This window comes from Vibrio sp. R15-SG3-ISO1B (genome assembly GCF_059833835.1).
This window is the reverse complement of the sequence record NZ_JCBDGG010000009.1, coordinates 1-25,660: the sequence shown is the minus strand read 5'-3', so window position 1 is coordinate 25,660 and position 25,660 is coordinate 1. Positions and strand designations below refer to the sequence as shown.

The window sequence follows — 25,660 nt, the reverse complement described above, 5'->3', positions numbered from 1 at the left end:
TTCATAGGTGTAAACGAAAAGGGAAAGCGAACATCGCTTTCCCTTTTCGTTCATGGTTCCTTTGCGGCCCATCATTCATTGCCAGTAAACAAGGTCTCATAGGTCACAAACGCCGTTTGGGTATCACCGTAGTAGAGGGTGCCATCGGATTGCGCCGCGACGCGAAGCCAGCTCTCTTGGGAGGCGGGGCTGGGTAGGGTGATGAACCACTGTTTGCCCTCACTGTCGGCGCGTTGCATGTCGACGGGGGTCGTGGTGGTGTCGATGTCATTCACTAGCGACAGTTTGACCCCTTGCAATGGGTGCAGCGAACTCATTGAGAGTTCTAACGTCTCTTCGGTCAACTTTTCAGAGCGAAACTTAATTTTGAACTCGCCATTTTCCATGTCACACAGACCACTGGTATAGCGGCAGTTGGATTTGCTGACCAACTTATACGCTTGGCCCTCTTTGGCGGCGTGTGGCTTTTCACTCACGGCCAAATCGGTACCGAAATAGGCGATGATGGAGAGAATCGGGGCAATCAATAGAGCAATGATAAAGTGTTTATTTTTGAACATCTTGGCTTCCTTGCAACAGCTCCAAGTTTTTCTTTACAACAGTAAGTTAACCCAATTTGAAGAATAAAAAAGCCCCAAACGGGGCTTTTGTGGTAGAGGTTAAGGATTAATGGTCAACCGCTTCGCCAGCACCGGCTGGAACACGAACGTGCTCGACCAAATCTTTCACTTCTTGTGGCGTTTCTGCGGTCACTTTTGATACCGCGAACGCGACGATGAAGTTGACGACAGCACCGATGGCACCAAAGGCGTTAGGCTCAATGCCTAGGAACCAGTTGCTGCCCCAGCTCTCTAGGTAAGTCCAGTCAGAGATAAACAAGATACCCTTGTGCTGGAATACGTAGAACAGCGTGATGGTGATACCGGCGATCATGCCTGCAATCGCGCCCTCTTTGTTGATGTTTTTGCTGAAGATACCCATCATCAATGCTGGGAAGATCGACGAGGCGGCAAGACCAAAGGCCAAGGCTACCGTACCTGCGGCAAAGCCGGGAGGATTGAGACCAAGATAGCCCGCCACTGCAATGGCGACGGCCATGGATATCCGGCTCGCCATCAGCTCTTTCTTCTCGGAGATGTTCGGGTTGATGACCCCTTTGATCAAGTCATGGGAGATGGCGGAGGAGATCGCCAATAGCAAGCCCGCGGCGGTCGACAGTGCTGCCGCTAGGCCACCGGCGGCGACTAATGCAATCACCCAGTTAGGCAGTTTCGCAATCTCAGGGTTAGCCAATACCATGATGTCGTTGTCCACCTTCAGTTCGTTAGTGGCAGCGCTCGATGTGTATTGAATCAAACCGTCGTTGTTTTTGTCATCAAAGCCAAGTAGGCCGGTTTTTTCCCAGTTCTTAAACCAGTCAGGACGCTCATCATAAGCCAGATGTTGGCCTGGCGCTGGGTTCACTGTGTCCATCAGGTTCAAGCGAGCCATCGCCGATACGGCTGGCGCTGTGGTGTAAAGAATCGCGATAAACACCAATGCCCAACCGGCAGAGGTACGCGCATCACGCACTTTTGGCACCGTGAAGAAACGGATGATAACGTGCGGAAGACCTGCCGTACCAATCATCAGTGACATGGTGTAGACGAACATGTTGAGGGTATCGCCCCGCACTTGGGTGGTGTACTCGGTAAAGCCGAGTTCGGTCACCACTTGATCGAGCCGGTCGAGCAGATAGACATCCGTCCCGGAGAGGGTACTGCCCAGGCCTATTTGTGGCAGAGGGTGCCCGGTCAGTTGCAGAGAGATAAAGATTGCAGGAATAGTGTAAGCAAGAATGAGGACGCAATACTGAGCAATCTGCGTGTAGGTGATGCCTTTCATGCCGCCCATTACCGCGTAGACAAATACGATACACATACCGATCAACAGGCCAGTCGAGTAGTCCACTTCCAAGAAGCGACCAAACGCCACGCCCACGCCTTTCATCTGACCGATAACGTAGGTCACCGATGCGATGATAAGACAGACAACCGCTACCACGCGCGCGGTGTTGGAGTAGAAACGCTCACCGACAAACTCAGGTACGGTGAACTTACCAAACTTACGTAGATAAGGGGCAAGCAGCAGCGCGAGAAGCACGTAGCCGCCAGTCCAACCCATTAAGAAGACGGAGCCGCCGTAGCCCATAAAGGCAATCAGACCCGCCATCGAGATAAACGACGCCGCTGACATCCAGTCCGCTGCCGTCGCCATACCATTGGCAATCGGGTTAACCCCGCCGCCTGCGACATAAAACTCTTTGGTTGACCCAGCGCGTGCCCAAATCGCAATCCCGATATAGAGAATGAAAGTGGCACCCACAACAAGGTACGTGATTGTTTTCAAATCCATCTGAGTGACTCCTTACTCATCCACGCCGAATTCACGGTCCAGTTGGCGCATCTTCCACGCGTAGTAGAAAATAATGCCAAGAAACGTATAGATGGAGCCTTGCTGGGCAAACCAGAAGCCGAGTTTGTATCCACCGATTTGAATTTCATTCAGTACGTCGACAAATAATATGCCGCAGCCAAAAGATACGACAAACCAGATGACCATTAAGGTGATCATCAGTTTTACGTTTTTATCCCAGTAGGCTTTGGCTCTTTCCTGACTTTCGAATGCCATTGCCGCCTCCTTACGATTTCGCTAGTTAAATGGGGTGTTCGGTTTACCTGCTAGTGAGGTCAGTGCTTGTTAAAAAAATGTTTCACCATGTACATTAGCAAGGCAATGGGCGAAAAACCTTTCAACTTTAGTCGGGGCGATAAGGATAAAAAGGGCCCTAAAATGGGCGCTTAGCGAGGTTTACTGATAAATTTGTGATGTTAATAACTTGTTAAGTTAGCCAAAGGTCTAATGTCTTGAGAAGGGAACCGCTCAACTAGTGTTGATATGTTGACCGACAATTTGCATAGGTTGACCATTTCCCGCTACTGCCAAGAGAAAACTATGGGTAGAATAACTCATTGACTCCAATTGTATTTAAGGGGGTAAAGCTTGACGGTAGATATGATCAATGGACTGTTTCTTACTGGGACGCTTCTTCTTGTTATCAGTGTGTTATTCAGCCAGCTCTCCTCGCGCCTCGGTGTACCTATCCTCGTTTTGTTTCTCTGCGTCGGTATGCTGGCCGGGCAAGACGGCCCGGGAGGCATCAAGTTTGATAGCTACTCCACGACCTATCTGGTCAGTAACTTAGCGCTGGCGATCATCTTGCTCGATGGTGGGCTACGCACACGTATCAGCAGCTTTCGTTTGGCGTTCTGGCCGGCATTTTCTTTGGCCACCTTTGGCGTATTTTGCACCACGTTTCTCACCGGTTTGCTCGCCACCTGGCTCTTCAATCTCACTTTGCTACAAGGCTTGCTGCTTGGCGCGATAGTCGGTTCCACTGATGCCGCGGCGGTCTTTTCACTCCTTAAAGGGCGCAGCATCAATGAACGGGTGGGCGCGACGTTGGAGATTGAATCAGGCACCAACGATCCGATGGCGGTGTTTCTCACCATTACTTTGATTGCGGTACTGGCGGATCCAACCGCGGTGCTCAGCGTTGGGTTCGTGTCACTGAGTTTTGTGATGCAGTTTGGTATCGGCATCGCCCTTGGGCTTGGTGGCGGCTGGTTGTCTTTGCAAATCATCAATCGCATCCAATTACCAGAAGGCATGTACCCGATTCTGGTCTCAGGGCTTGGCGTTGGGCTGTTTGCATTGTCGAACACCTTGGGCGGCAGCGGCATTCTCACCATTTATCTGTTTGGTTTGCTGCTGGGTAATTTGCCGACGCGCTCAAAACACTCGATTTTGAATGTCATGGATGGACTGACATGGTTTAGCCAGATCATCATGTTTGTCGTGCTTGGTCTGTTGGTCAATCCGAAAGATTTGCTCGACATCGCACTGCCGGCACTGGCGCTCGCGTTCGGCATGATTGTATTTGCTCGTCCTATTGCGGTGTGGCTCAGTTTGCTGCCGTTTGGCAAGTTTCGCCCCAGAGAGAAGTGGTTTCTAAGTTGGGTCGGATTGCGTGGCGCTGTGCCGATCATTTTGGCGGTATTCCCTTTGATGGCGGGGCTGCCCAATGCGCAGATGTATTTCAATATCGCCTTTTTCGTCGTTATGGTCTCGCTGATCGTGCAAGGCGTGAGCTTAACCAAGGCAGCAAAATTGGCCAAAGTCGAACTGCCACCTCAGCCCGCGCCGGTGGCGCGGGCAGGGATCGAGATTTTCCCAACCAGCAATTGGGAGCTCTATGTCTATCGCTTGGAAGCGGAGAAGTGGTGTATTGGTGAGCCATTGAGTAAGTTGGCGATGCCTGATGGAACGCGGATTGCGGCGCTGTTTCGTCAGCGAACCTTGCTCCACCCATCGGGAAGCACTGTGCTGCAAGCGGGCGACACTTTATGCGTGCTGGGCCGAGAAGAGAACCTTGAGCCGTTAAGCCAACTGTTTAGCACCGCGCCTTTGGCGGAAACTCAAACCCGTTTCTTTGGTGATTTCTTTTTTGCCGCAGAGGTTTCGCTTAGCGATGTGTGTCAGCACTACGGCATTGATGTGCCTGTTGAATACGCGACGTTCTCGCTAAAGCAGCTGGTGGCGGAGCAACTGCCCCATCAAGTGGTGCTTGGCGACAGTTTTGATTGGCAAGGGCTGAGGTTTGTCATCTCCAAAGTGGAGAACTACGAAGTGACACAGTTGGGTCTGTGCCTTCCGAACTCGCAAGAGCCAGAGTAGGGGTGGCCTATCTACTGGTAGTGCTAGTCGTTGAGTTCGCTGAGTAGTATTACCGCTTGGGTGCGATTTTTTACGCCCAGCTTACGGAAAATGGCGGTCATGTGCGCTTTGATGGTCGCTTCTGAGACGTTGAGCTCATAGGCGATCTGCTTGTTAAGCAGTCCGTCGGAGAGCATGCCCAGTACCTTGTACTGCTGCGGGGTGAGGGTCGCCATTTTCTCAGCGAGATCATTGCACGCTTCATTCTCAACAATCGAACCCTCAGGGAAGTAAGGGTCGCCCGCCAGCACTTGATTGAGGGCTTTCACCAGCTCGCGCATGTCACTCGATTTAGGGATAAAACCAAACGCGCCGTGGCTTTTCACTTGCGTGACCACCGAAGGCTCTTCACTGGCTGAGACCACCACAATCGGCAACTCTGGGTATTCGGCGCGCAGTTGAATCAAGCCAGACATGCCATTGGCGCCCGGCATTTTCAGATCGAGCAGCAGTAAGTCGGGCTCATCTTCTTTGGCGAGCAGCGTCATCAAGGCATCGAGGGAGTCGGCCTCTAGCAGATTGGCCCCACTGACCGCCATATGTACCGATTGGAACAACGCGTTGCGAAACAGCGGGTGATCGTCTGCGATGATGATGGTGTAGGTCGAGTCCATGACGTTGCACACTTATGATGATGTAGTTAATAGAATTATTGTCAGCTTTGCCGCGGTGGACAATCTTTATCCGCTAAAAGTCTGAAGTGTATCGGGTTTTGTTTCATTTAACACTTATTGTTGAGTATTTACACTAGATGCATATGATGTTAAATATCATTAATATCAATAAATTAGATTGTCAGTATGCTCTTGTTCACATATTCATCAAATTGATCTTAAATATTGCTCATATTTAAGAAGTGAATAGCTGTTTGTTGCATAATCCCTTCTAGGTTTTGACCTACTTCAAATAATGATGCAGTAAAGGAAACTGATAATGAAAAAATTAAGTCTATTCGCAGTGTTGGCCGTCGTTGGTTTGTCTGGATGTCAAATGACTGGAGGTTCAGATACAGATATCGCAAATGCTGATTTTAATTCAATGTCTTGCGATGATATTCAAGCAATATTTGCAGAGTACCGTGAGCAGATGGATAACGTTGACACAGGTGCAAGCTTGCTTTCAGCAGTAGGTGTTGATTCGGGTACGAGTGAAGCAAAAGCGGTCATGGCTCAGGCATACTCGCAAGCAGCGACAACGGCTCGTCCAGTACTAAAAGTTAAGCAGTGTTCTTTCACTGTATAATTGAAGTGCAGATTTACGTTGAAAAGGCTGGCGATCACGTCAGCCTTTTTACTTTCTAATTTAGCCTGTCTCGATGAACACCTAATGGTAAGTTAGAAGGCTGGTCAAAGGGCTGAGCCTTCAAATGCGCTAAAAACGTCTCGGCTGGCATAAATCCTGTGATGCGAGCATTTGGCATCGGCTGGCCATTGGCATCCCAAAAATCAATGGTCGGCAAACCGAGTACGCCGAGTTGTTTGAGTAGCTCGATGTCTTGCACTTGGTTGCGGGTGACGTCGGCTTGCAACAACACAAACTCACTCAGCTTGGCTTCCACATCGGCTTGGTGGAAGGTGTACTTCTCAAATTCCTTACACGCGACGCACCAGTCGGCATAAAAATCGAGCATCACAGGTTTGCCTTGCTCTCGGGCTTGGCTGAGGGCCAAGTTGAGCTCGGCGACGTTGTTGATACGGGTAAACTCAATGCTCGGCGCGGCTTGCGAGTGGGCGCTTGGACCATCAAACCAAAGATTGAGCAGCGGCTGAGCGCTGGCGAACAAACCGAGCACTGCAACAATGCCCACCACACTTTGCTTCCAGCCACCAAAAGGCAGTGCATTTTTACTGTGATAGAGCCAGCCAAACGCCGCGATACCGAGCCCCGACCACAGCGCACTGCTCCACAGATCGGGCAGGATACGCTCAAGCAAGAAAATCGGCGCCGCGAGGAGGATAAAACCAAATAGCGTCTTGACGCGATTCATCCACTCTCCCGCTTTTGGCAACAACTGATTGCCAAATACCGCGACCAAAATCAGAGGAATGCCCATACCGAGCGCCAACGCGTAGAGGGTGATCCCTCCGGTAAACAAGTCGCCGCTTTGCGCCACATACAAGAGCGCGCCCGACAGCGGCGCCGTGGTGCAGGGTGAGCAGACTAAACCAGAAATCGCCCCCATGCTAAACACACCGAGCAGGTTGCCACCTTGCTGCTGACTGCTCAGTTGATTGAGCCAAGTTTGCAGGCGACTCGGCAGTTGCAGCGTGTAGAGCCCAAACATCGACAAGGCCAGCGCGACGAATAATATACTGAGTCCTATCAACACTGCGGGGTGTTGCATCGTTGCTTGGAACTGCAAACCGGCTTGCGCCACCACCAAACCGAGCAGGGTGTAAGTCAATGCCATGCCTTGCACGTAGACAAACGAAAGGCCCAATGTGCGGCGTGTGTTGATCTGACCGCCGCCGAGCACAATGCTGGTCAAAATCGGGTACATCGGCAAGACACATGGGGTAAAGGCGAGGCCGATACCCAGTGCAAGAAACAGCAGCGGTGTCCAAACGCTCTCGCTGATGCGATCGGCTAGCTGTGCCTGTTGTGAGCGTGATGAGTCTGTCGCCGTGTCAGTCGTAATAGGCGTCTTTTCTGAATTGGTGGAGGTGGGCGCGATGACGACATCGGCGTCTTGAAAGTCAAACGAGGTCAGGTCAATGACCTTAGTTTCGGGCGGATAGCAGAAACCGGCTTTCGCGCAGCCTTGGTATTGAACCATCAAACGAGCCCCGGCTTGATACTCGGCCAAAGGCACCTCGACAAACAGCGGCGTGGTGTAGATGTTCACGTCACCGAAAAACTCATCATGATAGGGCTCACCTTGACGCAGTGTGATGTCGCCTAACGTGATGTGCTCGCCGCTAATGGCAATCTTATCTTGATAGAGGTAGTAATCTGGCTTGATTTGCCAATCGAGATAGACCCGCGCGCCTTGCTGCACCGCATTGAAGGCAAACGCCTCATCAACAGTGACAAAGCGATTGTCCTCATTGGCAGGACTGAACGTAGATTGCGAATTGCCAAACAGAGCCCACACCGAGCTCGAAAACAGAGAGAGAACCAGTACAACAAGCGAGAAAGCGAAGCGCATAAGACCGTCACGTTAACTAAGATGGATTCAGTGTAACTCAATCAGACAGGAGATCGGATGGATAAGTTTCAAATAGTTTCTAGTTTTTAGTGCCTAGTTTCTAGTTTCTAGTTTCTAGTTTCTAGTTCCTAGTGCCTAGAAGATCGTACCCATCACCCATCACCCATCACCCATCACGTACCTCCATCCCTCTAGGAACTAGGCACTAGCCTCTAGGACCTATCCCCTATGAACTCACTCCTAATCTCATCCGCACTATCCGCTCACACGCATCAATCTTTTGTGTGTCTTTTGGGATGATGAGTACGGTGTCGTTCCCGCCGACGGTGCCAAGGATTTCGGTGTGTGGGTCGATGTCGACGAGACGGGCGACCAGTTGGGCGCTGCCGGGGTGGGTTTTGACGACCACCATGGATTGGTTGTGGGTAATGAACTCGATTTGCGAAGAGATGGAGGACTCGACGCGCACTGGCGCGGTTTCGACCGTGATGCAGTAGACTTTTTTGCCGCAGGCGTTTTGCACTTTGACGACGCCAAGTTGTGACAGCAAGCGAGAGACGGTCGATTGACTGATGCCCTCGAAACCAATGTTCACTAGGGCTTCTCTGAGCTCATTTTGAGTGGAAAAGCTTTGTTGTTGCAGTAGCCGTTTGCACGCTGAAGTGAGGGTTTTGTCATCGGCAAATTGGTCGTCCGCGAGATGAAGAGTGTCACTCATAAGGACCCCTTATTATGATTATCGCCATCCTGATGGGAATGAGTACACAGCTCCATCTATGTACCCTTGTGGGTTGTTCAATGAAAAGCGCCGTCGCGCACGCTGAGTTTATCACCAATAAAAGTGTGGCTATATGACACTTGTCACCAAATAAAAAACTAATGACAAAGTGTTTTTCTGGTCATTTATTCTAATAAAGCGAGGCTGTTGTCAGCCCCGCGAGTCTCTTAGTTCATCCAAAGCAGGGTTACGCGCCGAGCGTCGCCACCATCACCGCTTTGATGGTGTGCATGCGGTTTTCCGCCTCGTCGAAGACAATCGAGTAGTCCGACTCGACCACTTCATCCGTCACTTCACAGCCGTCTTTGAGCATGGGATATTCGCTCGCGAGCTGTTTGCCGACCGTGGTGTCTTCGCCGTGGAAGGCGGGTAAGCAGTGCATAAATTTCACGTGCGGGTTACCGGTGGCTTTGATCATCGCCATGTTGACTTGATACGGTAGCATCAAATTGATGCGCTCAGCCCACGCTTCTTTCGCTTCGCCCATGGACACCCAGACGTCAGTGTAGAGGAAGTCACAGCCTTGCACGCCCTCTTGCACATCGTCGGTGAGCGTGATTTTAGCGCCTGTGGTCTGGGCGATGTCTCGGCAGGTGGCGACCAAACTCTCCTCTGGCCAGAACTGTTTTGGCGCAACGAGGCGGATGTCCATGCCCATTTTCGCCGCGCCCACCATCAAGGAGTTGCCCATGTTGTTGCGTGCGTCGCCAAGGTAGGCAAAGGAGATGTCGCGCAGCGCTTTGCCGCGGCCATGTTCCATCATGGTCAAGAAGTCAGCGAGGATTTGGGTGGGGTGGAACTCGTCGGTCAAGCCATTCCAGACGGGTACACCGGCGTATCGGCCGAGCTCTTCGACGATCTCTTGACCAAAGCCGCGATATTCGATGCCGTCATACATGCGGCCCAGCACGCGCGCGGTGTCTTTCATTGACTCTTTATGACCGATTTGTGAGCCAGAGGGGCCCAAGTAGGAGACTTGCGCGCCTTGGTCAAACGCCGCCACTTCAAAGGCGCAGCGAGTGCGGGTTGAGGTTTTTTCGAAAATCAGCGCGATGTTTTTGCCTTTGAGGCGCGGCTGCTCGTAACCGTTGTATTTGGCTTTTTTCAGTTCAGCAGAGAGCGCGAGCAGATGGTCAATCTCACGTGGGGTAAAGTCGAGCAGTTTAAGGAAGTTGCGGTTACGTAAATTGAAAGCCATGGTGAATTTCCTTCTTAAAAAGAGATGATGACGTGCAATGTCTGTTTCGGCTCGGCGCGAAGATGGCCCGAGCCTCGTTGTCTGTTGTTAGCCTTTGGTGATATTAGTGCCGGCGGTGCCTTGTAAAATCGCTAGGCCATCTTCGAGGGCGCCGATGCCAACCACCTTGCCTCCTTGGCGAATGAACTCGCAAGAGGCATCAATTTTTGGCCCCATCGAGCCTTCATCGAACGTATAGTGCGCCAGCTCGCTAGGGGTGGTGGCACGTAGCGGATGCTGAGTGGGCTTGCCCCAATCGAGGTAGACGGCGTCGGCGTCAGTCAGGATCAATAGCGCGTCGGCGTTGAGCTGTTTGGCGAGATAGGCGGCGGACATGTCTTTGTCGATCACCGCTTCAACGCCCATCAATTTGCCGCCTTCCCGTTTGACCGGAATGCCGCCGCCACCGGTACAGATCACCAAATGCCCTTCGGCGATCAACTTGGTAATGGCTTCGTGTTCAATGATGCCTGTCGGTTTAGGGCTCGGTACGACGCGGCGAAAATGCGCGCCATCGGGTTTGACGGTCCAGTGATAACGCTCGGCCAGTTCGCGCGCTTCGGCTTCTTGGTAAATCGGTCCAATCGGTTTGGTTGGATTGGCGAAGGCCGGGTCATTTGGGTCTACGGTCATTTGCGTCAACATGCAAGTGATGTTGGTGCTCGGCATCTGGTTTTTAAACTCTTGCATCAGCATGTAGCCGATCATGCCTTGGGTTTCACTGCCCAGCACATCGAGTGGGTAGGGCGCGACTTTCTTGTACTCAAGGCCTTGCAGCGCAAGCAGCCCCACTTGCGGGCCGTTGCCATGCACCAACACCACGTTGTAATGCTCGGCGATTTTGGAGATGGTGTTGACCGCGATTTCAATGTTGTGGCGCTGCACCTCGGCTTCGAGCGGCTCACCGCGGCGAAGTAGCGCATTGCCCCCTAGGGCGACAACGACGGTTTGTTTGTTCATAGCTCTGTCTCCATAGAGCAAAAGCGCCCGCTTTTGCTCCTTGTTGATCCGATGATAAGGATGAATGGGTTGATAGCGATGGAGGCTGTGATGACCGCGGGCTTAGATGCCATCGCGCTCAATCGGGCAGCTCATGCAGCGAGCGCCGCCGCGGCCTCGTCCCAATTCATCCCCAGGGATGGGCAGCACCGTGATGCCGGCTTTGTCGTATTTTTCATTGGTGTAGGTGTTGCCCTCATAGCCAATCACGACGCCCGGTTTGACGGTCAATACGTTGTTGGCGTCGTTCCACTGCTCACGCTCAGCGTTGAAGTTATCGCCGCCCGTGGTGATGAGGTTGAGTTGGCCAACGCCAAGCGCTCTTTCAATCGCCGAGACAAAGTAGCCTTCCTCTTTGACGCGCACCGCGCCAGACTCATCACCCGTCAAGCTCCAACATTTGACGTCTTTGCGCACCACTTCTGGGTAGACGGAGAAGGTGTCTTCGCGCATGTGGGTCATCACGGTATCCAAATGCATGCAAGAGCGATGTTTAGGTAGCTCCATCGCAATCACTTGTTTGGCTTGGCCGTGTTTAAATAGGCCGGCAGCAAGGTGCTCCACCCCTTGCGGTGTGGTGCGTTCAGACATACCAATCAAGACGCTGCCACGGCCAATGACCAATACATCACCGCCCTCAATGGTTGAGTTGTCGTACAGCGCCTCTTCATCACCAAAGTATTTGATGAAGTCTTGGCCAGCGAAGGTTGGGTGCCAGCGGTAAATGGCGCGCACGTGGTTGGTTTCACGTTGGCGGGCCGGCTTCGCCATCGGGTTGATGGAGACGCCACCGTAGACCCAGCAGGAGGTATCACGGGTAAAGAGGTGATTGGGCAGCGGCTCGATAATAAAATCGGTCGGTGCATGCAGCGCTTGCATCATTGAGGAGGAGCGCATAGGCATTTCCGCGTAGGAGAGGCCGCCGGTGAGGATCTTGGCCAATTCAAGATTGGGCAAGTCGCCCAGATAGCAGCGCACGTCGTTGGCAAAGGATCGGCCTAAGCGGTAGTCAGATACCTGACGATTGAGTAGCCACTCCTTGGCTTCTGGTACTGCCAGCGTCTCTGCCAGCAGGTCGGTCAATAGCAGCACTTCCACCCCTTGATCGCGCAGCGTCTGGGTAAACACATCGTGTTCATCACCGGCACGTTCGACCGCTAAGACGTCGTCAAACAGTAGCTCGTGGCAGTTCGAGGGGGTTAAGTGGGTGAGAGCACGACGCGGGCGGTGAACCAACACGCGACGTAATTGACCGATTTCAGAACCTACGTATAACTTACTCATAATCGTATCTCTCTATTTATTTTTTATTTAATGCATCTGTGACAAATTAAATAATGGTGTAGGGATTATTTGAGAGTGAATTTAATTATTCACTTTGTTGTTCTGATATTAATATTACGCCCTAGAGAGGAGGATTCTCTGCGCTCAGTCACACTTCATTTTTTCTTGCAGCCCTTGCTACGCCTAGGGTTTTAACAATATCCATGCAGTTGTTACCAAGCTGTGATGATGTTGGTTTCTCGCTCTGTAAGGATTTTTATTCACTGAATGACAGCAAAATAGCGCCGTGAGAGTCAATCACGGTAAAGAGAGGGAATTGTATTCATGTCGATATTTATAATGGATAGAATGAGCGTGCGGTTTTATGCGCTGTTTTTCTTTATATAGTGACTTTGTTTCGCTTTTGACGGCATTTGTTAATAAACGAATGTGCTAATTTGTCTAGGTGATCACGCTTGTTTTTGTTTTTATTCACCAAAGCGTGGTTTTTATTTTTAGATAAGAAAAAGTAACCCAGCCTATAAAAATGGATTATCCAATTGGAATAAAAATTGAAACGTACAGACAAAGAAAGTACAGACAAAGAAAGTACAGATAAAGAAAGAGTAGATAAAGAAAAAGCCACACACGTGGCTTTTCTTGATTGAGTATTGCAAGCAGGGAGAGAGCAGGACAACCGTTTCGTTATCCTGCTTAACGGCGCTTTTGCGTGAGCAGTTACAGTAGCGCACCTAGGCTTAACGCCAATACGCAGAACAGAGTCAAGATAGCGAGCAGCGGCGCGACCCATTTCACCCAGCGCACGTAAGGCACGCGGGCGATCGCAAGGCCACCCATCACCACGGCTGAGGTTGGCGTGATGAGGTTCACCAGTCCTGATGCTGATTGGTATGCGGTGATAACCAAATCACGACCGACGCCGGCAAAGTCGGCCAATGGCGCCATAATCGGCATGGTGAGTACGGCAAGACCAGAGGTGGACGGCACCAAGAACGAGAGCAAAATCTCTAGGAAGAACATCACGTTAATAAAGACGACAGAGGAGAGCCCAGTCACCATCTGCTCCGCTGAGTACAAGATGGTATCGGTGATCATGCCGCGATCCATCACGACCACAATACCGCGCGCAATACCGATGATGAGAGCAACGCCAAGTAGGTCGCGGGCGCCATCAATAAAGCTGGTGGTGAACTCCTCTTCGCTCATACGTGCCACGATACCGACAATGATGGTAGCGGCCAGGAACATGGCTGAAATTTCCGCCATCCACCAACCGGCAATGGAGACACCGTAAATCATGACCGCGAACGAGAGGCCAAAGATGGTCAGAATCGCTTTGCGTGTAGTGGTGAACTCAAGGCCTTGCTCGGATTGGTTGCCCAAGAAGTGCGCTTTGTTCTCTTCATACTTATCAAACACAATCGATTTGGATTGGTCTTGGCGCACCATGCGTGCATAGCGCATCACATAGGCGACACAGATTGCCCAGCCAATCACCAACATGATGGCGCGTAGCATGATGCCATCGGTGAACGGAATGCCAGAGGCGTTGGCGGCAATCACAGTGGCGAACGGGTTGATGGTTGAACCCAAACAGCCAATCCCGGCGCCGAGCAACACGGTCGCGGCGGCGACCACAGGGTCAAAACGTGCGGCCATCATCACGGGCACAAGTAAGGTATAGAAAGGCAAGGACTCTTCCGCCATCCCATACACAGTGCCGCCCGCGGCAAACAGTGCCATCAAGATGGGGATCATCATCTCTTCGCGTCCTTCAAGGCGGTGAGTGACGCGCTCTATCCCAGCATCAATCGCGCCGGTTTTTGTCACTAGGCCCAAGAAACCGCCGATGACGAGGATAAACAGCGACACATCAATCGCTGCCGCTTCGTAGCTGTTGTGGTCGTAAAAGCCATCAATCGGCGCAAGCAAGACATCAATCACCCCTTGTGGATTGCCTTCCACAGGCTGATAGGTGCCCGTCACGGGCACTTCACGGCCTAGGTCTTCATTCATGGCGCGGTCATATTGGCCAGCGGGGATAATCCACGTCAACATAGCCACAAGGGCTATTAAGACAAATAAGATGGTGTAGGCGGAAGGGAATTTAAAGTTGGCAAAAAAGCCGCGTTTTTTCTCTTCGCTGTTTTTATGTTCTCTAGGGACAGTTTGAGTGGTCATGATGATCTCCTTACTTGTATTGCAAAGGGTGAATACAAGTGAATCTGTGACAATAGATAGCGTTATTATTGATAGGCATGATCGAATTTAGAACTAGTGTAAATTTCGTCTCAAAGATTAACCTTGGAGCGGGTCACAAATTACTGTCCTATATTTTTGGCCAAAATTTTCATGGAAAAATCGCTGGGGTATTCAAGTGAAATAGTTGGATTTCTATGCTGGTTTTTGGATTTTTTTAGAAAGAGTGAATGGATTTAATAGTGGCGTAAGTAAACGCTGGGAATTTTATTCAATCGATTTGGTTAACGAGAAGGTTTTATTAATTAACGCTATTTTGATGTCAATCAAAAACCGTCTGTGATCTGTGATTTTTTATTCAGTCCAAAATAAAAGGGAGCGCTCGGCTCCCTTTGTATCGAATTATTTTTATGGCGTCTTATTGAGACTAGATCAGTAGACCGCCAAAGGTAAAGCCGAGTGCCACTGCCGAGGCAATGGTCACCACACCAGGAATAAAGAACGGGTGGTTAAACACGTATTGGCCGATGCGCGTTGAGCCAGTGTCGTCCATCTCAACCGCGGCCAACAGCGTTGGGTAGGTCGGTAGTACGAACAGGGCACTGACGGCGGCAAAGGACGCAACGGCGGTCAGTGGCGCGACACCAATCGCGAGTGCGGCAGGCATTAGCGCCACTGTGGTCGCGCCTTGTGAGTAAAGGAGCATAGAGGCAAAGAACAGCACCATCGCCAGCATCCAAGGGTGATCAGACAAGAGATCGCCCGCCAGCTCTTTGATTTCTGCCACGTGCGCATTGACGAACGTTGAGCCGAGCCATGCAACACCCAGTACGCAGACACACGCCGTCATACCTGAGCGGAAGGTTGCGGCTGATGGGATTTTCGCAGCATCGATTTTGGTCACCAGCACAATGGCGGCGGCCGCAGCCAGCATCACGGTCATGATGGCTTCGTTACGGCCAAGCGCAGGGTCTTTAATTAGGCCGACCGAGCCTGAAATCGCCGCTGCGTAGCAGACAACAAAGCCAATCGCGGCCAAGAAAATGTAGGTTGCGGTTTTTGCTGTTGGCAGGATCTCGCGTTGTGTGTCGCTGCTCAATTTGATCAACCCTTTTTCCAAACGCTCTTGGTAGATAGGATCGTCTTTAAGCTCTTTACCCATGAAGTTGGCGACAAACGCACCAATCATACAAGCAATAAAGGTGGTCGGAATGCAGACCGCCAGTAGCGTGAGGTAGTCCACGCCCATTGGCGCCAACATCGCCGCGAACGCCACGACCGCCGCTGAGATTGGCGATGCGGTAATCGCAATTTGCGAGGCTACGACGGCAATCGACAGCGGACGAGAAGGACGCACGCCTTGGCCTTTTGCCACTTCAGCAATCACAGGCAAGGTTGAGAACGCCGTGTGGCCAGTACCCGCCATCAAGGTCATTAAGAAGGTGACGATCGGTGCGTAAAAAGTGATACGTTCAGGGTGTTTGCGCAAAAAGTTTTCCGCTACTTGAACCAGCCAGTCCATACCACCGGCCACTTGCATGGCGGCAATCGCGGTAATCACGGACATAATGATTAAGATAACGTCAACTGGAATGAACGCCTGACTGGTGGGAACGCCCAACACCAAAGACAGGGCAATCACACCCGCACCACCGGCAAGGCCGATGCCAATCCCGCCGATTCTTGCTCCCAAGTAAATGAAGAGCAGAACAACAATGAGCTCCACTGCGACCATAGCTATATCCTCGTATAATGTTTAACGTTTGATTTTGATTATCTAATGCTTCGCGCTGCTGAGAGTCGGCCAGCGGCATGAAGGTTTAGATAATCACTGCGTGTTGTTTACCTTGTGTGAGAGTAATCCATAGGAAAAGTGTGGTTACCGGATGCGTGCCTAAAAAAGGGCCCGCAGGCCCTATTTTTGCGCTTACTCGTAGCGCTTGGCTTTATACGTTGGACGCATGAAGTTTTCAACCGAAAGAATGTCATCCAGCTCTTCTGGCGTCAGCAATCCACGCTCTAGCACCACCTCACGCACGCTCTTACCGGTTTCAGCACAAATCTTACCGACGATGTCGCCTTCGTGGTGTCCGATGTATGGGTTGAGGTAAGTGACGATACCAATCGAGTTGTAGACGTAGTTTTCGCACACTTCTTTATTGACGGTAATGCCGTCGATGCATTTGTCGCGCAAGTTCACGCACGCGTTAGACAGAATCGAAATCGACTCAAACATGCTTTGGGCAATCACTGGCTCCATCACGTTAAGCTGCAATTGACCGCCTTCTGCCGCGAAAGAGATGGTGTTGTCGTTACCCAATACTTTGAAGCAGACTTGGTTAACCACTTCAGGCACCACAGGGTTGACCTTAGCAGGCATGATGGACGAGCCCGCTTGCAGCTGTGGCAGGTTTAACTCGTTCAAACCCGCGCGAGGACCAGAAGAGAGCAAGCGCAAGTCGTTACAGATTTTAGATAGCTTCACCGCTAGGCGTTTCAGCGCGCCGTGCGTCATCACGTAGGCGCCGCAGTCTGAGGTGGCTTCAATCAAATCTTCCGCAGGGACCACATCAAGACCGGTCACTTGTGCTAAGTGTTTGACTGCCGCTGCTTGATAGCCCGGCGCAGCGTTGAGACCAGTACCGATGGCCGTTGCGCCAAGGTTCACTTCGAGCAGAAGCTTTGAGGTGTACTCAAGCGCGCGGATCTCTTCGTTGAGCGTCACCGCCCAAGCGTGGAACTCTTGACCGACCGTCATTGGCACCGCGTCTTGCAGCTGAGTGCGGCCCATCTTGAGGATATCTTTGAACTCTTGGCTCTTAAGCTCGAACGCACCTTTGAGGTATTCAATCGATTCAATCAGTTTGTGCACGCTGTTGTACACCGCAATGCGAAAACCGGTTGGGTAGGCACAGTTGGTCGACTGGCTCTTGTTGACGTGGTCATTTGGGTTGATGAAGTCGTACTCGCCTTTTTCCTTGCCCATTAATTCGAGGGCGATATTAGCGATCACTTCGTTTGTGTTCATGTTGACCGACGTGCCCGCGCCACCTTGGTAGACGTCCGATGGGAATTGGTCCATGCACTTGCCGGTGTCTAGAATCAAATCACACGCTTGGATAATGTAATTCGCCACATCCTTTGGAATTACACCCAGCTCTTTGTTGGCCAGCGCCGCAGCTTTTTTGGTCATCACCATACCGCGGACGAAATCCGGTACGTCGGAGATGGTCATGTTGGAGATGTTGAAGTTTTCAATCGCACGTAGGGTGTGGATGCCGTAGTAAGCGTCGGCAGGGACGTGACGCTCACCCAATAAATCTTCTTCAAGACGTGTTGCAGGGGAAAGTGCCTTAGTGGCATCGGTTAGGGTAGCCATACAGGATCCTTAGAGTATTATTCTGATAATAAAGTTAAATGCTAGCCATTCTGTAGTCTAAGAATCCATTCATCAGAATTTTGGGCTATAAATCCGTCCTGACTTATGTGGCACATCATACTGCACCTAGCGCATAAAAATAGTAACTTGATCACCTTTTTTATATTTATTTACTGAAAGTTTCATCGTGAGAGGTAAACACTTTTTTACCGCTTAGATTTGTGCCAGTGCAGGCTTTGCGCGTACACTGAGGGCAACAAAGGAGGGCGTGTGTTTCCTATCTTACTCTTACTATTTATCATCGTACCTATTATTGAAATCGGCCTGTTTATCCAAGTGGGTGGGTTTCTTGGTTTATGGCCGACCATCGGTCTGGTGCTGGTCACCGCGTTTGTCGGCGCCTCTTTAGTGCGCAGCCAAGGCGTTGCGACGTTACTGTCGGTGCAGCAGCGCCTCGCACAAGGTGAGCTTCCCGCGCAGCAGATCATGGAAGGCGTGATGCTGGCGGTGGCGGGTGTCTTACTGCTCACTCCCGGTTTTTTGACCGACGCATTAGGCATGTTGGTCTTACTGCCGGCGCCCCGTGCCATGATCGCCAAAACGCTGATGAGCAAAATGGTGATTCGATCGGTGGGAGGGCAGAGTGGCTTTGGTCATGACCCATTCTCTCACGATCCCTTTTCTCGCTCTCATCAAGACCCTTCTCATCAAGACCCTTTCCATCGTGACGGCGCTTCGCCGTTTGAGTCTGACTCGGCGCAGGGGAAGACGTTTGAAGGTGAGTACGAACGCAAAGACGATGAGAATGACAAGCCAAAATTAAAATAGGGTCTTGGCTCTGATGATGAGCGCCTGCGGGCGCTTTTGTCGTTTTTATGGGCCGCAGCGTGTTTATTTAGGGGCGCCTTACGTGCTGCGTGGATGGGTGTCGCTTAGTCGGGCTGTCAACGAATTGTTCCTAGAATCATCCGCTTAATCGCATCTTTGCAACAGCATGCTTTCCTGTTTTGTTGAAAAGTTGACCACACTTCCGTCATTCATCGGCTCAATGAGATCTACTTCTCGTTGTAATGATTCCTATATTTTTGTTTCATAAAAAACATCAACACTTGTCGTGCTTTATAGGTCTTTTCTTATACGAAAAGTGATATGGAACGCGCTTTCTCGCATCGAACAGAAAGCATGCAAGGGAAACACGATGAGACACACATTCACACCCAGTTTACTGGCCGCCGTGGTGGCCAGTGCCTTATCTGCGCCGGTAGCCGCAGATATTTTGCTCTCGCAATATGTCGAGGGAAGCTCAAATAACAAAGCCATCGAGATCGCCAATACTGGCGAGGAAGCCGTCACACTAACCGGTTTCCAACTAGCCAAGTCCACCAACGGTAATGGTGAGTGGGGCGCAACACTCGATTTGGACTCCGTCACTCTCGCGGCGAAAAGCGTGTGGGTGGTGGCGAACTCACAAGCCTATGCCGAAACACGAGCCGTGGCGAACGAAATCCACGGTATCACCAGCTTTAATGGCGATGATCCTATCGCACTGCTCTATGAGGGCAATGTACATGACATCATCGGTGAGATGGGCGGCGTGAACTTCGGTCAAAACGTCACCCTAGTGCGCGCCAGTGAAGCCATGACGCCCTCAAGCAGTTATAACGCCAGCGACTGGGTGGCACTGGAAAGCAATGACATCACAGGTCTTGGCGTATTGGATGGCGCAGAGCTGCCGGAGCCTTTTGCCTGTACTCAAGATGGTGCAGAGCCAAACTTTACCGACATTCAAACCATCCAAGGGGAAGGCAGTACGTCACCCTTTATTGATGGTTACCCATACATCACCGCTGAGAGTTATTTTGTCCAAGGGGTGGTCAGCGCCGTCACCACTGGGCTCACCAAAGGTTTCTACCTGCAAGCACTGAGCGATGATGGCAATCCGCTCACTTCCGAAGGCCTGTTTGTGTACACCAATCAGTCCAGCTCCGATCTCAATGCGGGCGATGTGGTATGTGTCCAAGGTCAGGTGCAAGAGTATTACAATCTCACTCAGCTTAAAGCGAACGACTGGGTGAAAACGGGCGAGCAAGCCGCGCCCGTGGCGGTCGATATCACGCCTATTGAGAGCGATCAGAGCTTTGCCCAAACGCTAGAGCGCTACGAAGGTATGCTCGTGCGCACCTCGGCTGAACTGGATATGCGCGTGACGCGCACTTTTGGTTATGATTACGCGGCGCGTCGCAACAATATGGTCTTGGCGCACAAGCGCATCAATATGCAGCCTAACCAAGTCTTTGCGGCTGGTTCGCCAGAGGCGTTAGAGCAAAGTGCAAGTAACGCGGCGCGCCGATTGTTTGTCGAATCGGATCAAAAAGCCGCGGATGGGCAGATCCCGTATTACGCCGACTTTGGCCGCACTGATGTTGACCAAGACGGCTCCACTGAGGACTACATTCGTATCGATGACACCGTCATCGGTCTAGAGGGCGTGCTGAGCTACAGCTACAACGAGTATCGCTTAATCGCGACCAACTCGCTCAGTGCAGAGAATTTTGTCCATAACGACCCACGCACCGATACGCCCGAGCTGAAGAAAGGCGACTTGCGTATCGCGACGTTCAACGTACTCAACTACTTTAACTCCCCATTCGGTGGCGATAGCAACCCATTTGGCGACAATCGCGGCGCCAATAGCGATGAGGAGTTTGAGGTGCAGGAGGCGAAAATCCTCAACGCCATTTTGCGTTTAGATGCCGACATCATCGGTTTGATGGAGATCGAAAACAACGGCTTTGGTGAGGGCGGGGCGATTCACCGCTTAGTGCAGGAGCTCAATGCGCGCATCGAGAGCAAGCGCGACCAATACCGCTATGTCGCGATTGACAGCAATGGCGACGGCAGTGAGGATGGGCAAGACTTTGTGGGCACCGATGCGATTACCACGGGTGTGCTCTATCGGCCGAAAGTGGTCAAGCTCAAACAAGCCCGTGTGATTGCCATGCCTTCTCAGCAGGCACCGGAAGTGCTGGATGACAAGGGTAAAGTGATTGAAGATGGCAAGAATTACCAACGTGACTCTCTCGCGTCAACGTTCAAAGTACGCGGCACCAAAGAGACCATTACGGTGGCCGTCAACCACTTCAAATCGAAAGGCTCTAAGTGCTGGGAAGACGCTGCGCCGATTGAGCAAGGCGGTCAGGGTGGCCAAGATTCCGATTGGCAAGGGTCGTGTGAGCAGTTCCGCGTCGCGGCGGCCGTCGCGCTCGGTGATGCGCTGCAGGCCATCAAAGGACACAAAGTTATTTTGGGTGACCTCAACGCCTACGGGATGGAAGATCCACTCTTGGTGCTGACCGATTACGCCCCAGAGAAATACGCGAAAACCATCACCGCGGCACGCAATACCGTGATCAACGGTGAGGAGCAGTTTGGCGATCAAGGCGCGGTGATCACCCACAACTACGGATACATCAATGCGGTCGCGAAAGCGCATCCAGAGAGCTGGAGCTACTCGTACAATGATGAAGTGGGCGCGTTGGATCACCTGCTGATAAGCCCAAGCCTCAACAAACACTTTGTCGATGCGACCGATTGGCACATCAATGGTGGCGAGTCGACGCTGTTTGATTACAACCAAGAGTACAAAGGGGATCTGCCGACCTATCACGATCACTACCGCTCGTCGGATCATGATCCAGCGGTGCTAGAGCTCAACATGGCTGGCTCGTTTGGCCTTGGCGCGTTGGCAGGCCTGTTTGGCTTGGCGTTATGGCGCAGAAGAACCCACTAAGAGTTCGCAACACATCAACCTCATCACATCAACTTCTGGCCAGCGTTTGCTGGCCTTATTTTTGCGCTTTTCCCTTGCCTTTCTGGCATGGTGTTGCACAATACCGCCCCAGTGAAAACCAACCTGTGTGTCATCGTCACTCATGCTACTGATCATCGACAATTACGACTCGTTTACCTACAACCTCTACCAATACTTTTGTGAGTTGGGCTGCGAGGTGTTGGTGCGCCGTAATGATGAGATCACGCTTGAAGAGATTGAGGCGCTGTCGCCAAGCCATTTGGTGATTTCGCCCGGGCCATGTACGCCCAATGAAGCGGGGATTTCCCTAGCAGCCATTCGCCACTTTGCGGGTAAGTTGCCGATTCTCGGTGTCTGTTTGGGGCATCAAGCGATCGCCCAAGCCTTTGGCGCCAAGGTTGTGCGGGCGCGTCAAGTGATGCACGGCAAAACCTCTCCCATCACCCACACGGGTAAGAGCGTCTTTAAAGGGCTCAATAACCCCCTAACGGTGACGCGCTATCATTCGTTGGTGGTCGAGGCAAACAGCCTGCCGAGTGAGTTTGAGCTCACGGCTTGGACGACACTCGCCGATGGCAGCATGGATGAGATCATGGGCTATCAACACCGCACTCTGCCGATTGACGCGGTGCAGTTTCACCCGGAATCGATCAAAACCGAGCAAGGGCATCAGCTGCTGGCGAATTTCTTGACGCGCATGGTTTAAAACAGTCAGCAAGTCGCGCACAACACTCGTCTCTTTCCTACTGTGCTAAAAACCGCACTCAGATCACTTTTCTTAACATTTCTTTCATAACTTGCCGTTTGCATAGCGAGTGAAAAACTATTCGCTAGCCAAGTGGTGCTCTGGGCTCGCGCCTTGTTGCGTCTGGGTTAAACCCCTGCTTATCTTTGTTATAAGAATAAATTGCTTCATAAAAGGGGTGGCATCGTGCATAAATACTCAAGCTCAATAGGGTTTTGCCTCCTATGGTGCCTCTAAAAAGAATAAATCACTATTGAAATGGTTAATTAATTGTAAATACAATGCTGTGATGGCTGATATGCAAAACATTCTTTTTCTGTCTCGATTGGTAACGTGATAAGCGAACGTCGTGAGCGACACCAATGAACGAAACGAAGAGATATCGAGCAACAGCGATCCAGTGAGCAGTATCGAGAGGGAAAGACGATGACAACTGAAGTGAACGTAGAACGCGGTCTGTTTGATGAGGTGATGGTGCCTTGTTACAACCCAATGGAGATGATCCCAGTCAAAGGCGAGGGTGCTCGCGTGTGGGATCAGCAAGGTAATGAGTATATCGACTTTGCAGGGGGGATTGCCGTGAGCTGCTTGGGGCATTGTCACCCTGCGATGGTGAAGGCGTTGACCGAGCAAGGTCAAAAACTGTGGCACCTGAGCAACGTGATGACCAATGAGCCAGCGCTGCGTTTAGCGAAAAAGCTGACCCAAGTGAGCTTTGCCGAGAAGGTCTTCTTTGCTAACTCAGGCGCAGAAGCCAATGAAGCGGCCCTCAAACTGGCTCGCCGCGTGGCAGCTGATAAGTTTGGCCCTGAAAAATCGGAAATTATTGCTTTTAAACAAGGCTTCCACGGCCGAACCTTCTTTACGGTAACGGTCGGTGGTCAAGCGGCTTACTCGGATGGTTTTGGCCCGAAACCGGGCGATGTCACGCACTTGCCTTACAACGATGTTGAAGCGCTGAAAGCGCATATCTCAGATCGCACCTGCGCCATCATGATGGAGCCGCTGCAAGGCGAAGGCGGGATTATCTCGCCAACGGACGAGTTTGTTGCGACGGTGCGCGAGCTGTGTGACAAGCACAATGCGCTGCTGATCTTCGATGAAGTGCAAACCGGCAACGGCCGTACCGGCAACTTCTACGCCTACCAAGGTCTGGGCGTGACACCGGATATTTTGAGTACAGCGAAATCACTCGGTGGCGGTTTCCCGATTGGGGCAATGCTGACCACCAATGCGCTCGCGGAGCACATGAAAGTGGGCACGCACGGTTCCACTTACGGCGGTAACCCGCTAGCGTGTGCGGTCGCTGAGGCCGTGGTTGATATCGTTAGCCAACCAGACACATTGGCAGGGGTTGCCGAGCGTGAAGCCCTGTTCCGTGATGGGTTAAACAAAATCAATGCCAAGTACCACCTGTTCGACGAAATTCGCGGTAAAGGCCTACTGCTTGGCGCTGCACTGAATGAGCAGTGGCAAGGCCGCGCTCGTGATGTTCTGGTCGCCGCAGGTAAAGAAGGCCTGATGGTACTGGTCGCCGGCGCTAACGTCGTGCGCTTCACGCCATCACTGGTGATCAGCAAAGAAGAGATCGAACAAGGTCTCGCTCGTTTAGATAAAGCCATCGCAAGTTTGGTTTAGGTTTTGTGAGTGCCTAGTTTCTAGTTCCTAGTGCCTAGAGTGAGGATTTCCTTTCTCTAGGAACTCGCCTCTAGGAACTAGGCACTTAAATAGCATCAGGAGGGAGTATCGATGCTGGTTGTTCGCCCTATTTCTATTTCGGACTATGACGCGTTGCACACATGTGCGGTGGAGTCTGGTCACGGATTTACTTCTCTACCCGTCAACGAAGAGCTGTTGACGAACCGCATTACCCATTCCGAATACAGCTTCGGCAAAGCCAATGTGACCGAGCCCGGTGACGAAGGCTATTTGATGGTTGGGTTTGACAGCGAGACGGGGGAAGTGGCCGGGTGTACCGGAATCGAAGCCTCGATTGGCTGGGATGTCCCGTTTTACTCGTACCACATTAGCACCATTGTTCACTCATCCCCCAAACTGGGCGTGAATAACGTGGTGAAACTGCTCACGTTTGGCAACAACTACACCGGATGCAGTGAGATTTGTACGCTATTCCTCAGACCCAGTTTCCGTGGCGGGCTCAATGGTCGTTTGATGTCGAAGTGTCGTTTTTTGATGATGGCCGAGCATCCGCATCGCTTCTCGACAACCGTGTTTGCCGAGATGCGAGGTGTCTCTGATGAGAACGGCAACTCGCCATTTTGGCAATGGCTACAAGAGCACTTCTTCTCGATTGATTTCACCATGGCGGATTATCTTACCGGGATCGGTAAAAAAGGTTTCATTGCCGATTTGATGCCTAAGCTGCCGATTTACATCAACTTGCTCAGCAAAGAGGCACAAGCCGTGATTGGCCAAGTGCACGAGAACACCAAGCCTGCGCTGCGCCTTCTAGAGAAAGAGGGTTTCACCTGTCGTAACTACGTCGACATTTTTGACGGCGGCCCAACGGTTGAGTGTGAGGTGCGCAATATTGAGTCGGTGCGAGAATCGTTTCGAGCCAAAGTGAGCATCTCTGAACACGCCAGTTCTCAGGATTACCTGATTGCTAACACCTCATTTGAGAACTTCAGAGCCACCGCCGCCAAAGCGGCGTACGACAAAGAGTCGGGTTCGGTCATCCTAGCGCCAGAGGTGGCGAACGCGCTGCAAGTCGGCGATGGTGACTACGTGCGCATGCTGGCTCAGTAATAGTCAGCCCAGCGATAGTCAGCCCAGTACTGGCAGTAGAATTGGACAAGGAAAACAACATGACTCATTGGATTGCAGGAGAGTGGCTGGCCGGACAAGGCGAGCCGATGAATTCAACCAGCCCGTACAATGACGAGGTCATTTGGCAGGGTGACAGCGCGTCCAGCGCGCAAGTCGAAGCGGCGGTCAGCGCGGCGAGAAACGCCTTTCAGACATGGAAAAAACTCAGCTTTGCGCAGCGCGAAGCCATCGTGCTGGCGTTTGCTGAAAAAGTGAAAGAGAGCAGCGAGCAGATAGCCGAAGTGATTGCTAAAGAGACCGGCAAGCCGTTGTGGGAAACGCGCACAGAAGCCGCGGCCATGGCGGGCAAGATTGCCATCTCTATTCGCGCTTATCATGATCGCACAGGCGAAAGTACCCGTGAAGCGGCGGGTAACCAAATTGTACTGCGCCATCGCCCGTTGGGTGTGATGGCGGTGTTTGGCCCGTATAACTT

20 protein-coding genes are annotated in these 25,660 nt (G+C 51.7%); 8 read left to right on the top strand and 12 right to left on the bottom strand.

Annotation, left to right across the window (positions count from 1 at the left end; all coding sequences use genetic code 11):
- Window positions 1–71 precede the first annotated feature (71 nt).
- From AC6R0S_RS02890 to AC6R0S_RS02880, 3 genes are all read right to left on the bottom strand, one after another.
- On the bottom strand, window positions 72–560 hold the full coding sequence (locus tag AC6R0S_RS02890; RefSeq protein WP_500629840.1) for a hypothetical protein: 489 nt from the start codon (window positions 558–560) through the stop codon (window positions 72–74).
- A 106-nt stretch (window positions 561–666) separates the two neighbouring features.
- Entirely contained in the window at window positions 667–2,394 is a 1,728-nt protein-coding gene (locus AC6R0S_RS02885) for a sodium:solute symporter family protein (protein WP_487902777.1), read from the bottom strand.
- Between the two features lie 12 nt (window positions 2,395–2,406).
- Window positions 2,407–2,670: a DUF4212 domain-containing protein gene (locus AC6R0S_RS02880; RefSeq protein WP_500627486.1), complete on the bottom strand. Its 264-nt coding sequence runs from the start codon at window positions 2,668–2,670 to the stop codon at window positions 2,407–2,409.
- A 384-nt stretch (window positions 2,671–3,054) separates the two neighbouring features.
- On the opposite strand from AC6R0S_RS02880, the gene AC6R0S_RS02875 reads away from it, so the two are divergent.
- Window positions 3,055–4,776, top strand: a complete 1,722-nt coding sequence (locus AC6R0S_RS02875; RefSeq protein WP_500637185.1) for a potassium/proton antiporter — start codon at window positions 3,055–3,057, stop codon at window positions 4,774–4,776.
- A 23-nt stretch (window positions 4,777–4,799) separates the two neighbouring features.
- Here the strand turns inward: AC6R0S_RS02875 and AC6R0S_RS02870 are convergent, their stop codons facing one another.
- Window positions 4,800–5,429, bottom strand: coding sequence for a response regulator (locus AC6R0S_RS02870; RefSeq protein ID WP_500637165.1), 630 nt, complete (start codon window positions 5,427–5,429; stop codon window positions 4,800–4,802).
- Window positions 5,430–5,748: 319 nt separating this feature from the next.
- On the opposite strand from AC6R0S_RS02870, the gene AC6R0S_RS02865 reads away from it, so the two are divergent.
- Window positions 5,749–6,057, top strand: coding sequence for a hypothetical protein (locus AC6R0S_RS02865; protein WP_500637164.1), 309 nt, complete (start codon window positions 5,749–5,751; stop codon window positions 6,055–6,057).
- A gap of 55 nt (window positions 6,058–6,112) precedes the next feature.
- On the opposite strand, the gene AC6R0S_RS02860 is transcribed toward AC6R0S_RS02865, so the two are convergent.
- The 8 genes from AC6R0S_RS02860 to aspA form a co-directional block, all read right to left on the bottom strand.
- Window positions 6,113–7,963, bottom strand: coding sequence for a protein-disulfide reductase DsbD (locus AC6R0S_RS02860; RefSeq protein ID WP_500637163.1), 1,851 nt, complete (start codon window positions 7,961–7,963; stop codon window positions 6,113–6,115).
- A 226-nt stretch (window positions 7,964–8,189) separates the two neighbouring features.
- The gene (locus AC6R0S_RS02855; RefSeq protein WP_334554683.1) at window positions 8,190–8,681 is read right to left on the bottom strand and encodes an arginine repressor; all 492 of its coding nucleotides are present in this window, start codon (window positions 8,679–8,681) and stop codon (window positions 8,190–8,192) included.
- Window positions 8,682–8,928: 247 nt separating this feature from the next.
- A complete protein-coding gene (locus AC6R0S_RS02850) occupies window positions 8,929–9,939 on the bottom strand; it encodes an ornithine carbamoyltransferase (protein WP_334554681.1) in 1,011 nt (336 codons plus the stop codon).
- 87 nt (window positions 9,940–10,026) lie between these two features.
- Window positions 10,027–10,938 carry a carbamate kinase gene (gene arcC, locus AC6R0S_RS02845; RefSeq protein ID WP_500637162.1) on the bottom strand — a complete coding sequence of 304 codons (912 nt, stop codon included), beginning with the start codon at window positions 10,936–10,938 and terminating at the stop codon, window positions 10,027–10,029.
- Between the two features lie 102 nt (window positions 10,939–11,040).
- A complete protein-coding gene (arcA, locus tag AC6R0S_RS02840) occupies window positions 11,041–12,261 on the bottom strand; it encodes an arginine deiminase (protein ID WP_500637161.1) in 1,221 nt (406 codons plus the stop codon).
- Between the two features lie 717 nt (window positions 12,262–12,978).
- The gene (locus AC6R0S_RS02835; RefSeq protein WP_500633610.1) at window positions 12,979–14,442 is read right to left on the bottom strand and encodes a YfcC family protein; all 1,464 of its coding nucleotides are present in this window, start codon (window positions 14,440–14,442) and stop codon (window positions 12,979–12,981) included.
- Window positions 14,443–14,887: 445 nt separating this feature from the next.
- Window positions 14,888–16,195, bottom strand: a complete 1,308-nt coding sequence (locus tag AC6R0S_RS02830) for an anaerobic C4-dicarboxylate transporter (protein ID WP_500629847.1) — start codon at window positions 16,193–16,195, stop codon at window positions 14,888–14,890.
- 192 nt (window positions 16,196–16,387) lie between these two features.
- Window positions 16,388–17,839, bottom strand: a complete 1,452-nt coding sequence (gene aspA, locus AC6R0S_RS02825) for an aspartate ammonia-lyase (protein WP_500637160.1) — start codon at window positions 17,837–17,839, stop codon at window positions 16,388–16,390.
- A gap of 270 nt (window positions 17,840–18,109) precedes the next feature.
- Between aspA and AC6R0S_RS02820 the strand changes: the two genes are divergently transcribed.
- The 6 genes from AC6R0S_RS02820 to AC6R0S_RS02795 all read left to right on the top strand — a co-directional run.
- A complete protein-coding gene (locus AC6R0S_RS02820; RefSeq protein WP_500637159.1) occupies window positions 18,110–18,667 on the top strand; it encodes an FxsA family protein in 558 nt (185 codons plus the stop codon).
- Window positions 18,668–19,037: 370 nt separating this feature from the next.
- A complete protein-coding gene (locus AC6R0S_RS02815; RefSeq protein ID WP_500637158.1) occupies window positions 19,038–21,629 on the top strand; it encodes an ExeM/NucH family extracellular endonuclease in 2,592 nt (863 codons plus the stop codon).
- A gap of 142 nt (window positions 21,630–21,771) precedes the next feature.
- Window positions 21,772–22,356, top strand: coding sequence for an aminodeoxychorismate/anthranilate synthase component II (locus AC6R0S_RS02810; RefSeq protein ID WP_500637184.1), 585 nt, complete (start codon window positions 21,772–21,774; stop codon window positions 22,354–22,356).
- Window positions 22,357–22,821: 465 nt separating this feature from the next.
- A complete protein-coding gene (locus tag AC6R0S_RS02805; protein WP_500627499.1) occupies window positions 22,822–24,033 on the top strand; it encodes an aspartate aminotransferase family protein in 1,212 nt (403 codons plus the stop codon).
- A 111-nt stretch (window positions 24,034–24,144) separates the two neighbouring features.
- A complete protein-coding gene (astA, locus tag AC6R0S_RS02800; RefSeq protein WP_487903350.1) occupies window positions 24,145–25,164 on the top strand; it encodes an arginine N-succinyltransferase in 1,020 nt (339 codons plus the stop codon).
- A gap of 59 nt (window positions 25,165–25,223) precedes the next feature.
- On the top strand, window positions 25,224–25,660 hold a 437-nt coding region (locus tag AC6R0S_RS02795; protein ID WP_500637157.1), incomplete at its 3' end, for an aldehyde dehydrogenase family protein.